Origin of the sequence: Gimesia chilikensis (assembly GCF_007744075.1) — a bacterium.
Lineage (GTDB): Bacteria > Planctomycetota > Planctomycetia > Planctomycetales > Planctomycetaceae > Gimesia > Gimesia chilikensis_A.
In genome coordinates, this window is sequence record NZ_CP036266.1 from 626,672 (window position 1) to 641,950 (window position 15,279).

Sequence of the window (15,279 nt, forward strand, 5' to 3'; positions counted from 1 at the left end):
GTCCAATTCTAATTTTAAACAAGGTGAATGACATGAAGGTATCGTATCGTAATATCCTCGGCTCCCTGTTGAGTCTGGTTTGTTTGTGTGGTTTGTCTGCCAGTGCCCAGGGGCAGGTGAATGCTCCTCCAGGAAAAGTGGAAGTCGGCGATGCGGCTCCCGCTTTCACAGCTACAGATGACGCGGGCAAAGGCTGGAAGTCGACTGATTATATTGGCAAGAAAATTCTGGTGGTCTACTTCTACCCTGCCGACATGACCGGTGGCTGCACCAAGCAGGCCTGTGGGTTCCGCGATGATATGAAGAAGCTGCAGGGGAAAGACGTAGAAGTTGTGGGTGTCAGTGGTGATTCAGTACGTAATCATCAGTTGTTCAAAAAAGAGTATGATCTGAACTTCACGCTGCTGGCAGATGAAGATGGCAGTGTGGCCAAGAAGTTTGGCGTTCCCCTGCGTCCCGGTTCCACGATTGAGCGGACCATCGACGGGAAAAAGGAGAAGCTGACCCGTGGTGTAACAGCAGCCCGCTGGACTTTTGTGATCGACAAAGACGGTAAGGTTGCCATGAAGAACACCAAGGTCAAAGCTGCTGATGACAGCAAAGCCATCCTGAAGAAAGTCAACGAACTGAAGTAGTTCCTGCTCCTAAAACCGTTCTTTGGGCCGAAAACTACGGTTCAGAAGCGTTCACTCACCCGTAAAAATCGTCATTCGTACTCGACAGTCAACCGGCTGAGGGCATACAATTGACGGTGCGGGTGAGTTATTTTTTTGTTTGTTACCAGGGAGACAAGCCCATGAGTCGTAACCGTTTGAATCAAATCCTGTCTGTCTCTGCCGCTGTGCTTCTGCTGGCTGCGATGACGCTGGCAGGATGCGGGAAAACGGAAACGTCGAATGAGACGGTAACGGACGCCTCTACCGAAACGCCGGTCACCAAACCGGAAGCCGAACTGGGGGCAGCAGCGCCTTTCCCGGGATCGGCATCCCCGAAACCTGACATGAGTCAGACAGAGACGGTTTCCTTCCAGTCGGGAATGGAAGTCGGAGAGATCCCGATGCCGTTTGAAGTGGAAGATGTCACGGGACCCAATGAGGGAAAGACACTCTGCTACCGTTGTCTATATGGGGAACGCCCCGTTGTGGGGATTTTCGTGCGGGAACTGGGACCACAGACCGAGACTCTGATTCAGCAGATCGATCAGGAAGTGGCCGCTCACAAAGATGATAAGCTGGCTGCATTCGTTGTATTGCTGAGTGAGAATCCTGGTGAGCAGAAATCGAAGTTAAAACAAATCGCCAGCGAGAAGAAAATTCAACATGTACCACTGACGGTGTATGAAGGCACTGACAGTCCGCTGGGTTATAACGTAAAGCAGGAGGCTGTCGTGAATGTCATGCTCTGGGAGGGCGTTGTCAAAGCGAACCGGGCATTCCGTACCGGGGAGCTGGATCAATCGGGCATTCAGGAAGTCATCGAAGACACCCGCTTGATGGTGAATTAGTTCTGTTGCCGGAGATGTGAGTCCGGTCAGGGCCAGGAGATTCGAAACTCGCTCGAATTTCAAAGTTATTTTATTTAGACAGGACGTGGAAACACCGCTTTTGCCTATGTTGTTTGCATCAGACGCTACCAGATTACTTCCAGAACGCACCCGCTGTTTCCTGTATGGGGGCATGCTGATTCTGAGTTTACTGCTGCCCGGTTTCTGTTTCGGGCAGGAGTCCCTGGATGCGTGGCCCAATGGCCGCGATCAACTGGAGTTGTTTCCTGCGAGCCGTCAGTTTTCAAAACGCTATCAGGATGCCCGCCAGCTGATCGATGAGAAGAACTATTCTGCTGGGATTCCTGAGTTGCAGGCGATTCTGGATGCTCCGGAAGATTTTGTGGCCATTGATCGTGGCGTGGGCTTTCACAGCCTGAAACGGGCTGCCGAAGATCAACTGGCGGCGTTACCTCCGGATGGGAAAAAATACTATTCGGTGCAGTACGGTCCCACCGCTGAGCAGATGCTGCGCGAAGCACGGGAGCAGGACAACCAGGACCTCCTCCGCGAAGTCGTTCGTCGATTTTTTCATACCCAGGCGGGGGCCGAGGCTGCTTACACTCTGGGTTCTTATTACTACGAGCGGGGTGATTTACCGGCTGCAGCGCAGTTGTGGGAATCCCTCAGCGAACGGCATGATCTGGCTATTGAGAAGGAACCACATCTGACGTTCAAGCTGGCGGTCGCCTGGTACCATCTGGGGAACCTCGGAAAAAGTCGCCAGTCGCTGATGAAGCTGGCCCGAGAGACCAACGGTACAGACTATGTCTTTCCGAATGGCAAAAAGGTCGCGTTGTTCCAGGAAGGGCAGAACCCTGTCGCGTGGTTATCCCAACTGGTGGGAACGCTGGATCTGAAGGGAGCCCGGGAACAGTCTGACTGGACTCTCTATCGCGGGAATGCAGAGCGAATCGCTTCCGCAGAGTTCGCCGTCCCTTCCTCGAAACCGGAGTGGCAGTTTTCCACGATCCGCGACCCATTCTTACAGAACAATCCAAATCTGCCTCCCCTGGAAGCGATCCTGCAGAAACTGGGTGACTTCCGTCGCAAGCATCTGTCGGGGGTATTACCTGCTGCCAGTCCGATTGTGGCAGGCGATACCGTTGTCGTGAGAACGCACAATAACCTCAAGGGCTTGGACCTGCGGTCCGGGAAACTGAAGTGGGAGACGACGGTTTCGGATGCGTTGTTCCGCGAGATGCTGAAGGATCCGCAGAATTCCGATGAAGAATTTCTGGGTACGCCCCAGACCCCGTTACAGAAGTATCTGACGCAGCGAGCCTGGCAGGATTACACGGTCGGCCATTTAAGCTCAGATGGCAAGCTGGTATTCAGCGTGGAAAACGTTGGCTTTATCGGCGGTTTCTATCACTTCAGTCGGGAAGATCAGGAGAGCGTGCTCTCACCCAACTCATACAACCGTCTGATGGCCTTTGAAGTCGACACGGGTAAGTTCGTCTGGGAACTGGGAGGTCCCCGGTTACAGAACCCGATTAATTACTCGGGGCACTACTTCCTTGGGCCGCCGTTACCCCTGAATGGCAAGCTGTATGCTCTGGCAGAAGAGGGACGCGAGTTTCGTCTGCTGGTGCTGGATCCGCAGACCGGAAAAACGCTCTGGACGCAGTCGCTGTTTCGCAGCGAGTATCCGATCGCCCGCGATTATACAACGGATCGTCGTCCGCTGGATCATATTCGTCGCCGCATGGGGTTGAGTCCTTCGCTGGCCCACGGCGTTCTGGTCTGTCCAACCGGTTCGGGGTGTACGGTGGGGATCAACGCCGTAACACGTCAACTGCTCTGGAGAAATGTGGAGCCACGCCGAAATGCGATTACCTCTTACGCTGCCTTCAGCCGCGATGCGAACGAGAACGCCGAAGGCTGGGCGGAATTCGCACCGTTGATCGTGGGTGACCGGGTCCTGTTAGAGTCACGTACGGGACAGAACCTGAAGTGCCTGGATCTGTTTGATGGTCGACTGATCTGGTCGCGACCGCGGCAGGAATACCTGTTTATTGCCTCGGTACAGGATGGGAATATCCTGATGGTAGGACCGGGTTCAATTGAGGCACTCAAGTTAAGTGATGGAAGTCCGGCCTGGCCGAAAGCTCAGAAGATTCCAGCCCCCAGCGGACGGGGCATCGTGGTGCGGGATACATATTTTCTACCTGTGGATACAGGAGAGATCCTGAGTATCCGCCTGGATGATGGTCTGATTCTGGCCCGGACGCGGATCGAGACTGACACGCTGGTGGGAAATCTGTCAGCCGGGAGCGGGATGCTGGTCGCTCAGAATGAGACCGAAGTCGTCGGGTTTCGATCGGCGGCGTCCATCATTGAACAGATTCGCCTGGCGAGTCAGTCGGATCAGCCAGCGAAACAGGCAGAGGCGGAACTCTTGCGGGGTGAGTTGTATCTTTACTCTGGAAATGTGAAGCAGGCCCTGGCGAAAATTGAGCGGTCGATTGAGATCAAACCCACCATCCGTGCGCGGCGACTGTATGCAGACATGATGCTGGAAAGTCTCGATCATGACTTCAGTCAGTATGAGAGTCAGATCAGTAAGATTGAACCACTGCTCGTTGACGAAAATCAACAGCGGCGTTTCTTCCAGATCCTGGCTACGAATTACCAGTCCAAGGGAAATCTGAAAGCGGCTCTGGAGAACTACCTGAAGCTCTCGGAATTGAAGAATCTGTTTTCTACCGAGACTGCCAAGGGGGGCGTTTTTGTTCGCACCGATCGCTGGATTCGTTCTCAGCTGGAACTGTTGATGGTGCGGGCGAATGAAGAGCAACGTCAGGAAATTGATGCATTCTTCTCCAGCTATTATACGAACCATCTGGCCTCTGCCGGTCAGGTTGAACTACAGCGATTCCTGAAGTGCTGTGGTAATCTCCCAGCCACACGTCAGGCGCGAATGCTGCTGGTTGAACGGCTGACGCAAGAGCTGAAAACGGCATCTCCGGGAAAGCAGTCGGTCTTGCGTCGGCAACTGATGCAGCAGCTTGAGCAGCTGCGCAACTCGGCTCAGCCTGTGAGTGCCTCCTTCGCCACGGCTAGACTGGCTGAGATCTATGTGTCACTCAATCAGTATGCCCAGGCAGAGGAGTTGTTGCAGGAGCTGAAAACAAAGTGGCCCGATGTCATCTGTCTGGATGGAAAATCGGGTCGACAGGTGGCGGAGTCCTGGCAGTCAGATCCGGAGTTTCAGAAACAGTCACGTTCCAGGTCAGTCTGGCCTGACTATCCGGCCCAGGTATATCGCGATGAGCAGTCCAAAGGTCAGAACACTTCGCTGCCGGTGGAAATTATCGGGCTGACAAATCCTTTATTCGAAAATCATCGACTGGAAGTGGGGCCGGCGAAAGAACAGCTGCTGGCATTTGACGGTGCTGGGAAGCCGCTGTGGACCTTCTCACTGGCGGAAGCCGGGATCGAAGTTCCACAACAGCCTTTCTTCTCGGCCCGCGTATTCGAGAATTATCTGGTCGTGAATTTTGGGGCCGAATTTTTTGTGCTGGATACCATCAATCGGAAAACCGATGGTCAGCCAACCCTGCTCTGGAAACAGAGGATGATCGCCGGTCCGCCGAGCCTGCGTGATTACATTTCCATTGAACGCAGTGGTTTAGCGCCGGTGCTACGCGAATATATCACGCGGAATTCGGATCGCGAACAACTGGGACGCATTGGCACAATCAATTCTGAATTCCTCTGCTATCAACTGGGGAGTGAATTAATCGCCGCCGATCTGCTGACTGGAGAAATTCTCTGGAAACGTCAGGGGCTGCCCAACAACAGCTGGCATTTTGGTGATGCGGAGCATGTGATTCTGATGACTTCTCAGAGCCGGACCGAGCCGCGGTATGTGGTTCGGAGTGGTCAGAATGGAGAGTCCGTCAATGCTTTCAAACTGAAGCCAGGTCACTCGGCGATTTTTGCGTTTGAACGCTATCTGCTGACACTGGGACCGCCCGCCGATGATACGCGTCGACTTGAATTGCGGGACCTGGTCAGCGATGAAGTGGTCTGGAGTTTCGAGATCAACAAAGATACGAATTATACGCTGGGGCAGAATTATGAGATCGCCATGGTGGCAGCGGATGGAACGATTTCCATACGAGACCTGCGGACTGGCGAGCAGAAGGTCGAAGTCAAAGGCCAGGCTGCACCCAATGTGATGCGTGTGCTGCTGCTGGAGAACAAAAAGCAGTACCTGGTGTTTGTCAGTCTGCCCTATGTCGTAAAAAGTAGAGTAACGTATCGCCCTTTGAGTATGACGTCTCTCCTGTTTAACGGGATGTTGTATTCCATCGATCGTGAAACGGGAGAGCTGATGTGGTCCCGGATGCTCGAGGCGCAGGGGATCGACTTCACACAGTTCTTCGATTTGCCGGTGATGACGTTTGGCATCCGCCGGGTTATGGGTATTTCAACTTCTTCGGGAAATCAGGTAGATCTGGAGGTCATCGATCTGCGGGATGGTTCGCAGGTACTTAAAGAGACGACGAGCAGCAATCGTCTGCGAACCTGGGTCGTACCCGATCTGGAGAAGAAAGATATTCTGATTGAACCATTCCAGATCCGGTTGAGTTTTGAAGAACCGCCGGTAGTCGCGCCGAAACCTGTAGCGGCTCCTCAGTAGGGCAACTCAGGCGATCGGTGCTAATGATCTGAGTCGACGCGCGAGTACTTTGCGGACTTCTGTGACGATTTAATAGTTGTCGTCGTCTTCGTCATCCTCGAAGTCTTCAAAATCGTCATCATCCCGGTCCGGGTGCAGGGGGTTATCCGGGGAGAAGAAGAAGTCTCCCAGTCCCATCGGCATCATGTTGCCACCCAGGTTCTGCTGACGCTTTTCTGAGAGAGATTCGAGGTCGAGGGCATCATCACCCAGGCAGCTCTTCAGGGACTCGAGCCAGATGGTATCTTTGCTGAGGGGGTGTTCTTTATCCTGAGCGGCACGTTTGAGTGCCAGTCGCAGCACGTTGATGCCGTCACGGGTTGAGAAATCGAGTTTCAGGCTGTGTGACTGCTGCAGGAAGTCGACGGTCAGGTCGAGCATATGCTCATCGGCGAAGGGGAGATGATAGTGCAGGATCATCTTCTCATCTTCGCGGTTCGGATGTTCGAGAGTGATGCTGGGCTGCAGACGACTGAGGATATAGTCGGGGATTTCGAAGGTAGACTCATCCTCGTTCATGGTGACCGCACAACGGAAATCGGGATGTGCGGGGATTGTGACGCCGGCGACAATGGATTCGATGTAGCGCCGATGATCGAGCAGTGGCGCGAGGCTGGCCCATGATTTTTCATTCATGCGGTTGCCTTCATCGAGCACACAGATGCCGCCACGAATCATGGCGCTGACGAGTGGAGAGGCGTGATACTTGATTTTCCCACTTTCGGCGAGTACCGGGGTGACCAGCAGATCTTCAGGTCGTGTGTCTGCAGTACATTGATAGATGTAGAGTTCCTGCTCGCGTGTGCGTGCGCCTGCGATGGCCAGCGAAGTTTTTCCGATACCGGGGGTGCCCACCAGTCGCGGTGTGAGTGGCATATCTTTTTCGTCGATTACCAGCCAGCAGGCGAGCAACTGCTTGAGTGCTTCATGTTGTCCGATCCAGTCGCTGACGGTCTGGTCCGGCCGTCCCAGATGCAGTCCGACACCATCGATTTCCACGTGTTGTGACATTGCCCTGATTTCTATTGTCTGACCAGGGGCTGTGAAACACCGCCGGTGCAGGAGATTCTAAAGTTGAGTAGGCGAAGCCTGATTATAAGCGTCCCGGAGCGTATCTGTCAGGTCTCGACTTCCAGGATGGGGGAGAAATTGGTGTAAAAGGCGCAGGAATCATTTTTTGCAGAAATCGTTAAGTCGTTGAAATTGTGAAAGATAACGCTGGTCAGATCACATGTACGGATACGTGATTAGCGGAAAAGATTTTGAGTAATCAAAAAGTGGTTGGTAAAATATAAAAGTTTTCCACATTCGATTATGAATAACGTGCCAGGCGTTATTTCATTTCTATATTGAGTTCACACTGATCACCTCGTTCTGAAGTCATTTCCTGTCACTGTTTATTGTGTGACTCACTGACCTGGTCTCTAAAATCGCCAATTTAGAAGGGGGAAAAGCTATGGATAAGCCTGTACTCGCGAAAGACATCATGGTCACGAAGTTAATCACCTTAACTCCGGACATGGATGTACATGAAGCAATCGGGAAGCTGTTAAATCATCGGATTTCCGGTGCACCCGTATTGGATTCAGAACGCAGATTACTGGGTGTCTTTTCAGAACGGTGCTGCATGGATGTGCTGATTAAAGCCAGCTATGAGCAGTTGCCTTCAACTCAGATCTTTCCGTTTATCGATACGGAACCGCGGTGTATCACGGAAGACACGGATCTGTTGACCATCGCGCAGATTTTTCAGAGCACGCCGACACGTCGTCTGCCGGTCGTCCGCGATGGAAACTGCCTGGTTGGCCAGATCAGTCGCCGTGATCTCTTGAAAGCGGAATTGAAACATCTGCAGTTCAAGACCAATCTGCCTCAGGAGAAAAACCTGTTGTATCTGAGTGGTATTATGAACCGGGAAGAGTCGCCGATTGCCTGATCGGTCTCCTGTTGCAGAGTAAAATAGAAGAGTGAGTCTTGCCTGAGAAAAACCAGCTGAACCTGTTTCAGCTGGTTTTTCTCGTTCCTGACGGTTTGATTTTCAGAGCTGGTCAACTAAAATCGGGCCAGTTCGCGTTGCTGACAGACTGAACATTTCCGGTCAGTGGGGCGAGCGGTATCCAGTCAGACATCGATTCTATTCAGATAAAGCTAACTATTCGAAGGACTTGCAGCATGGACCAGGCAGAAATTTTACTCGACGCGGAAGAGAGAATGGACAAAGCGGTTCACGTATTTCAAGGTCAGCTGCAGGGGATTCGTACGGGGCGGGCCACCCCCGGTCTGGTGGATTCGATCCGCGTGGATTACTACGGTTCACCGACTCCGTTGAAGCAGATGGCGAACGTGAGCGTTCCCGAGCCGCAGCAGATTCTGATTCGCCCCTTCGATGCCCAGATGGTGGGAGAGATTGCCAAAGCGATCCAGGCCAGCGATATGGGACTGGCACCGAATACCGATGGCCGCGTGGTGCGGTTAAACATTCCCCCGCTTTCGACGGAGCGTCGTCGACAGTTGGTCTCCCGCGTGAAAGAGCTGGCTGAAGAAGCCCGGATTTCGATCCGCAACATCCGCCGGGATGCAAACAAGCATGCTGACCAGTCCGAAAAAGACAAAGTGATGGGGGAAGACGAACGGGACGATACCAAGGATCAGATCCAGGAACTGACCAAGAAGTTCGAAGGTAAAGTCAACAGCATGGCGGATGCGAAAGAAAAAGACGTGATGGACGAGTAGTCCGTCGGTCTTTCAGTAGCCCGCGCTCGCAACTTAAAGTGCTCCCGCCAGTATAATCAGGAATTCGTCGTTTTTCGGACGGGTTCAATACAGTCACATTCTATCTTAACCTCTGTAATCAAAGAGACAGGTTCAAGTTTCCATGGCAAAGAAAACAATTGAAAACGTAGACGTAGCGGGTAAGACCGTATTGATGCGTGTGGATTTTAACGTTCCGCTGGATGACGATCTGAATATTACCGATGATCGCCGGGTGCGGATGGCTCTGCCTTCGATCAAGTCGGTTATCGATCGTGGCGGTCGCCTGATTCTGATGAGTCACCTGGGACGTCCCAAGGGGGATGCCGGTGATGCGAAATTCAGCCTCAAGCCAACCGCTGCCTGCCTGGGTAAGCTGCTGGATCAGGACGTCGCCTTTGCGACGGATACGGTTGGCGACGATGCGAAGGCGAAAGTCGCTGCCCTGGAAGATGGCCAGGTACTGATCCTGGAGAACCTGCGGTTCAACGATGGTGAGAAAAAAGGGGATGCCGCTTTCGCAGGTGCGCTGGCAGCGTTCGCTGATATCTACTGCAACGACGCTTTTGGTACCTGCCACCGGACCGATGCTTCGATGGTCGCAGTTCCGGAAGCCATGGACGGTAAGCCGAAAGTCGTTGGTTTCCTGGTATCGAAGGAAATTCAATACCTGTCCGATGCGATTGCGAATCCACAGCGTCCGTTCGTGGCGATTCTGGGGGGAGCGAAAGTCTCTGACAAGATCAACGTGATCAACAACCTGCTGGGCATTTGTGATAAGGTGCTGATCGGCGGGGCAATGGCTTACACCTTTGCTTTGGCGCAGGGGGGCCAGGTTGGTGACAGCCTGGTAGAGAAGGACAAGGTCGAACTGGCCAAAGAGCTGATCGCCAAAGGGGGCGACAAACTAATGCTGCCGGTCGACACACACTGTGGCGACGACTTTAGCAGCAACTGCAACAAGCAGGTTGTGAAAGCCGGTGAAATCCCCGATGGTTTTGAGGGACTGGACATCGGCCCGGAATCGGCGAAACTATTTGCTGAGACAGTCAAGTCCGCTAAAACAGTGGTCTGGAACGGACCGATGGGTGTGTTCGAAATGCCGCCGTTCGATGAAGGAACCAAAGCGGTTGCCCAGGCGATCGCAGACAGCGATGCGACCAGCATCATTGGTGGTGGCGACAGTGCCGCCGCGATCCAGCAGCTCGGTTTTGCCGATCAGGTCTCGCATGTGAGTACCGGCGGTGGTGCCAGCCTGGCGATGCTGGAAGGTCAGGAATTTGCAGCTGTGAATCTGCTGGATGAAGCCTGATTGAATCCCGCTGAATAATCGAGTTTCTCAGACACAGTCCTTCACGTGAGGGACTGTGTCTTTTTGTTTGGCAATGATCTACTCGCAACCCGGGTAGCGAGGCGGTAGAATAAAGGATGTGGCGGGTTCTGTTTGTGCCACCCGTAAAACTCTGGTGTTATTTCAATAGCTCTCATTAGCAGTAGTGAATGGGGAGTGAGGCAAATGGTGACGTCGTTATTCTCAAGTGAAGAAATCGAGCGGTTTCAGCGAGACGGTTTTGTGGTCGTGGAATCGTTATTCAGTGAGGAAGAAGTAGCGCTACTGGGGCAGATTGGTCGGGCAGACCTGGCGATGCAGCAGGCGACTTTCAGCCGGGCTGACGGAGAAGGGGGCGCGGTCAAACTGAGCGTGGAGAACGAAGTCGGCGAAGACATCTATGGTGCGATTGCCGCCGGTCACCGGGTTGTGGATCGGATGGAAGAACTGCTCGGTGATGAAGTCTACCATTACCACCATAAGATGATCCAGAAAGAAGCGAAAGTGGGTGGTGCCTGGGCATGGCATCAGGATTATGGATACTGGTACAACAATGGTTGCCTGTTTCCGGATATGGCCAGCTGTATGATTGCTGTCGACCGGGCGACCCAGGAGAACGGTTGCCTGCAGGTGCTCAAAGGGAGCCATCTGATGGGGCGGATGAATCATGGCAAGGTGGGTGACCAGACTGGCGCAGATCCGGAGCGTGTGGCGGCGGCCTGCGAGCGGTTTGAACTCGTGTACTGCACGCTGGAACCGGGATCGGCGATCTTCTTTCACTCCAATCTGCTGCACCGTTCAGATCAGAATAAAAGCGACCATCCGCGGTGGGGGTTCATCTGCTGCTACAACACGAAGCACAACGATCCATATAAGGAGTCGCGACACCCTCAGTACACACCGCTGACGAAGAGGGATGATGCGGACGTGTTGAAAATCGGTCATGCCCAGTGGGAACAGATACAGGCAGATTCATCGCTGTGATGAGTGACGTCGAATTGTGGGAGCAGAATGGGTAAGGGTGCCGAAACCACAGGAAATTCGCTGAGTCAGCAGAGTGAGCTGATCAAGCGACTGGCGCGCGAGGTCGGCTTTGATCTGGCTGGAATTGCGCCAGCGGTCACGCCCACTGGTTATCACAGCTTTCTGGACTGGCTGAACCAGGGATACGCGGGAGAGATGAGCTATCTCGAACGTCGTAAAGAGGCTTATGAACATCCACGCTATGTGATGAGTTCCGTGCGGAGTGTGCTGATGCTGACGTTGAATTATCAGACGGAAACGCCGCCCGAGGTGACGGGAACTGAGGCGCGGGTTTCGCGTTATGCCTGGGGGACGACCGACTATCACAAGGTGATTCGCAAGAAACTAAAGCAGCTGTCGCGCTTGATTCGCGAGCAGTATCCCGATTGTGAAACACGAGGCGTTGTCGATACTGCGCCGCTGCTGGAGCGGGACTTCGCTCAGTTGGCAGGACTGGGCTGGATTGGAAAGAACACGCTGCTGCTCAACAAACGGGAGGGAAGCTGGTTTTTTCTAGCGGGGTTGCTGCTGAGTGATGAGCTGGAATATGACGAACCGCAACAAACAAGCCATTGTGGCACCTGTACACGGTGCCTGGAGGCCTGTCCGACCGATGCGTTCGTAGAAGCAGGGACGCTGGATGCGCGGAAGTGTATTTCGTATCTGACGATCGAGCTGCGAGATCAGCCGATCCCTGCAGAATTACGAACGGGAATGCAGGACTGGATGTTTGGCTGCGATGTGTGCCAGGAAGTCTGTCCCTGGAATCGGAAGGCACCGATCAGCGGAGAGCCAGCATTTCAGCCGGTCGAAACGTTTACTCCCGTCGATGCCTGCGAACTGCTGACACTGGACGAAGCTGCATTTCAGGAGCGGTTCCAGAGTACGCCGATGTCGCGGGCCCGTCGGGCGGGGTTGCTCCGGAATGCAGCCATCGTACTGGGGAACCGGGGAGATCAGAGTGCAGTGCCGGCATTGTTGGGAGTACTCAATGATGATGAGCCGCTGATTCGAGGGGCCGCGGCCTGGGCGCTGGGGCGACTGGGAGCTCCGACCACTGTGGAGACGCTGCAGGCCCGCCTGGAAATTGAGATTGAAACAGATGTGATTGAGGAACTCAAGCAGACACTCAGCAGGCTGGTGAGTTGAGGCGAATAAACTGGAAAATGCGGGGAGAAAGTGGCGGGCTCTGATGGAAAAGTGACAGTGCGTGTATTACGATCTGCAACAGAGTTAAGCCAACAAAAAATCTTTGGTTCGAATATCAGAACGTTATTGTGAATGGGAGCAGTGAGATGGGCGATCAACCTCTTGTCGGAGTCAATGGTGCCAGCGGTCGGATGGGACAGCGGGTGGCTGTGCTCGTATATCAGGATCCGGATCTGAAACTGGGGGCTGCCCTGGAATCGGAGTCTTCTCCTGCCCTGGGGAAAGACGTGGGTGAAGTTGCCGGCATCGGTCCTGTTGGCCTGAACATTACGTCTGAGTTGACCGACCGCGTGGATGTGATCATCGACTTCTCCCTGCCAGCCGGACTGGTGAAAATCGCCGGAGTCTGTGCTGAACGGCAGATTCCGCTGGTTGCTGCTACCACGGGATTGACGCCGGAACAGCGAAACGAAGTGCTGACGGCTTCACAGACCACTCCCCTGATTCTGGCCCCCAATATGAGTGTGGCTGTGAATCTGATGATGAAGCTGGTGCGGGAAGCCGCCCATTCGCTGAAGAATACTCCCAGTGGCGTGGACGTAGAAATCATTGAGCGGCATCACCGGTTTAAGGAAGATGCACCCAGTGGGACCGCATTGCACTTTGGTGAAATCATTGCCGACGAGATGGGGCAGACCGAACACGTTCACGGACGCGAAGGACGTCCGGGACCACGTCCGGTTTGTGAAATCGGCTATCACGCGTTGCGGACCGGCGACAATGTGGGTGAGCATACAATTGTCTTCGGCATGATGGGTGAGACGATTGACCTCACAGTCCGCGGCCATACCCGTGACAGTTATGTTTATGGCGCCCTGATGGCGGCCAAATATCTGACAACCCAGAAGGCGGGTCTGTATACAATGGCGGACGTGCTGGGCCTGAACTAAATCTCGGCCTGTCAGTAAGTTATGTTGCAAATCTAAAACTGCCGGTACTATGCGATGGTGCCGGCAGTTTTTGTTCTCAGCGACAGGTATCACCGGTTTATTTTGGTAAGTCTGCCCCTTTTACCAAGTCTGTGAAATGATCAAGAGTGATACACCCGGTAACCGATACAAAAAGAGCGCTGACTGCCTCTCGACAGAACAGATTGAGGGGGAGAACGGACACCGTGTCCTGTCTAACCGGAATTCAGGGATTGAATTCTGATCTGCTGTCAAAACAGAGTCCCGTCTCGAAGGATCGAGTCATGAGCTGGCTGAAGTCTCTCAAATTCAAAAGCGTTCTGAGTCTCATTTCACGAGATTCCTCTCAAACCGAACGCCAATCTCGCTTTGGTGTTCGCTGGAACCAGACGGCTAAAGTCTTCGTCGGTTTGATCGCCAGTGTCTGTTCAATGATGGCACTGATCTCCTTCTTCGGTTCACTGGAAGAGCCTTCTGTGGAAGATAAGCTGCTTTCCGATGCCGAGTCGCTGGCACCGGATCTGGGAAGCGGGGATGAACTGTCGATGGAATTTGGTCTGGATGCGGAGCTGCCGCTGCAGGAAGCGGTTGCCGATGTGGAAGGAGCCATGGGGGAAGTACAGACGGTTTCTGTGGAGCAGGCAGCAGGCAGCGGAGAGACCGGTTCGGGAGTCTATCATGCGTTGGGGCGCGATTATGGAGATCAGCAGACGAGTGGACGCGTCGAGCAGGTTTCTGGAGCGCATCCCATTTATGTGTCGAGTAACAGGCAGTCCGGGGGTACGCAGAATGCAAGCAGCTCCGGGGCTGCCTGGCTGACTGGAGAAATTGAAGAGCTCGAGCTGCCGACAGTGCGCAGCGCAGCTGTTCCTTCCAGAAATTATTAAGAGAACAATTAAACGGAAGTCTCAGACCTTTCAACCATTCGCGGGAATCAGAGTCGATGTATCAGAGTTACTGGAATCTGCAGAGCGGCCCTTTCGAAGAAAAGATGGACGCTGGGTATTTTTATGAGAGCCACCCGCATCAGGCCGGACTGCTGAAGTTGCAATACCTGGTGGAGAACCGCAAGGGAGCCGGCCTGCTGGTCGGAAACCCGGGCAGCGGGAAATCCTACCTGTGCCACGTGCTGAAAAGTCAGCTTGCAGAGCGGCATCAGCCGTTCGTACAACTGGTCTTTCCCCAGCTTTCACCTGTCGAGTTGATTTCATATCTCGCGGTTGAGTTAGGGGCGGAAGAGGCGGGCATCGAGCCGGGAGTGACCGGTAAGGATCGCATCATCCGCGCCCTGCATCGGCAGTTACAGTTGCTTTGTGATCAGGGGGCACAGCCTGTGATCGTGATTGATGAAGCACATCTGATTGCAGATCAGCGAATTTTCGAGACGCTGCATCAGTTGCTCAATTTTCAGCAGACCTCCGATGTCGACTTCACGCTGTTGCTGGTAGGAGACCGGTTGTTGCTGAGTCACCTGCAACGTTCCGCTCAGCTGGATGACCGCATTTCGGTCCGTTGTCTGCTCAGACCGTTTTCTGCGGAAGAGACACAACGGTACGTTGAGCATCGACTGCAGGTCGCCGGTCGGACCGAACCGGTGTTCGAAGCATCTGCATTCCAGACGTTGTTCGAACTGACGCAGGGGAATCCGCGGAAGATCAATCGTTTGTGTGATCTGGGGCTGCTGGTCGGTTATGCCGACGAACTGCCGCTGATTACGTCAGACGTTCTGGAAGCGGTTTCAGAAGAACTCGTAACCTCCATTCCAGACTGATACTCATTCAGCGGAATAATTCTATTTAACGTAGTATCATCTACAGTTGAGTAT

12 protein-coding genes are annotated in these 15,279 nt (G+C 53.7%); 11 read left to right on the top strand and 1 reads right to left on the bottom strand.

Translation table 11 applies throughout. From position 1 onward, the window contains the following. The first annotated feature begins 32 nt into the window (after positions 1–32). From HG66A1_RS02475 to HG66A1_RS02485, 3 genes are all read left to right on the top strand, one after another. On the top strand, positions 33–635 hold the full coding sequence (locus tag HG66A1_RS02475; protein WP_145036255.1) for a peroxiredoxin: 603 nt from the start codon (positions 33–35) through the stop codon (positions 633–635). Between the two features lie 161 nt (positions 636–796). Further along, a complete protein-coding gene (locus tag HG66A1_RS02480) occupies positions 797–1,504 on the top strand; it encodes a hypothetical protein (protein ID WP_145180527.1) in 708 nt (235 codons plus the stop codon). A 106-nt stretch (positions 1,505–1,610) separates the two neighbouring features. After that, entirely contained in the window at positions 1,611–6,194 is a 4,584-nt protein-coding gene (locus HG66A1_RS02485) for a PQQ-binding-like beta-propeller repeat protein (protein WP_232106891.1), read from the top strand. A 69-nt stretch (positions 6,195–6,263) separates the two neighbouring features. On the opposite strand, the gene HG66A1_RS02490 is transcribed toward HG66A1_RS02485, so the two are convergent. Further along, positions 6,264–7,244, bottom strand: a complete 981-nt coding sequence (locus tag HG66A1_RS02490) for an AAA family ATPase (protein ID WP_145180531.1) — start codon at positions 7,242–7,244, stop codon at positions 6,264–6,266. Positions 7,245–7,689: 445 nt separating this feature from the next. Here HG66A1_RS02490 and HG66A1_RS02495 point away from each other — a divergent pair, with 445 nt between their 5' ends. The 8 genes from HG66A1_RS02495 (at position 7,690) to HG66A1_RS02530 (ending at position 15,225) form a co-directional block, all read left to right on the top strand. Continuing rightward, positions 7,690–8,169 carry a CBS domain-containing protein gene (locus HG66A1_RS02495; RefSeq protein ID WP_145036263.1) on the top strand — a complete coding sequence of 160 codons (480 nt, stop codon included), beginning with the start codon at positions 7,690–7,692 and terminating at the stop codon, positions 8,167–8,169. 236 nt (positions 8,170–8,405) lie between these two features. Then, positions 8,406–8,966, top strand: a complete 561-nt coding sequence (gene frr, locus HG66A1_RS02500; RefSeq protein WP_145036265.1) for a ribosome recycling factor — start codon at positions 8,406–8,408, stop codon at positions 8,964–8,966. Positions 8,967–9,108: 142 nt separating this feature from the next. Further along, positions 9,109–10,296, top strand: coding sequence for a phosphoglycerate kinase (locus tag HG66A1_RS02505; RefSeq protein ID WP_145180533.1), 1,188 nt, complete (start codon positions 9,109–9,111; stop codon positions 10,294–10,296). 204 nt (positions 10,297–10,500) lie between these two features. Then, complete coding sequence (locus tag HG66A1_RS02510) at positions 10,501–11,298, top strand: phytanoyl-CoA dioxygenase family protein (RefSeq protein WP_145180535.1); 798 nt, start codon at positions 10,501–10,503, stop codon at positions 11,296–11,298. A gap of 27 nt (positions 11,299–11,325) precedes the next feature. Next, the gene (gene queG, locus HG66A1_RS02515; protein ID WP_145180537.1) at positions 11,326–12,486 is read left to right on the top strand and encodes a tRNA epoxyqueuosine(34) reductase QueG; all 1,161 of its coding nucleotides are present in this window, start codon (positions 11,326–11,328) and stop codon (positions 12,484–12,486) included. A gap of 146 nt (positions 12,487–12,632) precedes the next feature. Then, entirely contained in the window at positions 12,633–13,436 is an 804-nt protein-coding gene (gene dapB, locus HG66A1_RS02520; protein WP_145180539.1) for a 4-hydroxy-tetrahydrodipicolinate reductase, read from the top strand. Between the two features lie 302 nt (positions 13,437–13,738). Then, entirely contained in the window at positions 13,739–14,341 is a 603-nt protein-coding gene (locus HG66A1_RS02525; protein WP_145180540.1) for a hypothetical protein, read from the top strand. 56 nt (positions 14,342–14,397) lie between these two features. Then, on the top strand, positions 14,398–15,225 hold the full coding sequence (locus HG66A1_RS02530; RefSeq protein ID WP_145180542.1) for an ExeA family protein: 828 nt from the start codon (positions 14,398–14,400) through the stop codon (positions 15,223–15,225). Positions 15,226–15,279 lie beyond the last annotated feature (54 nt).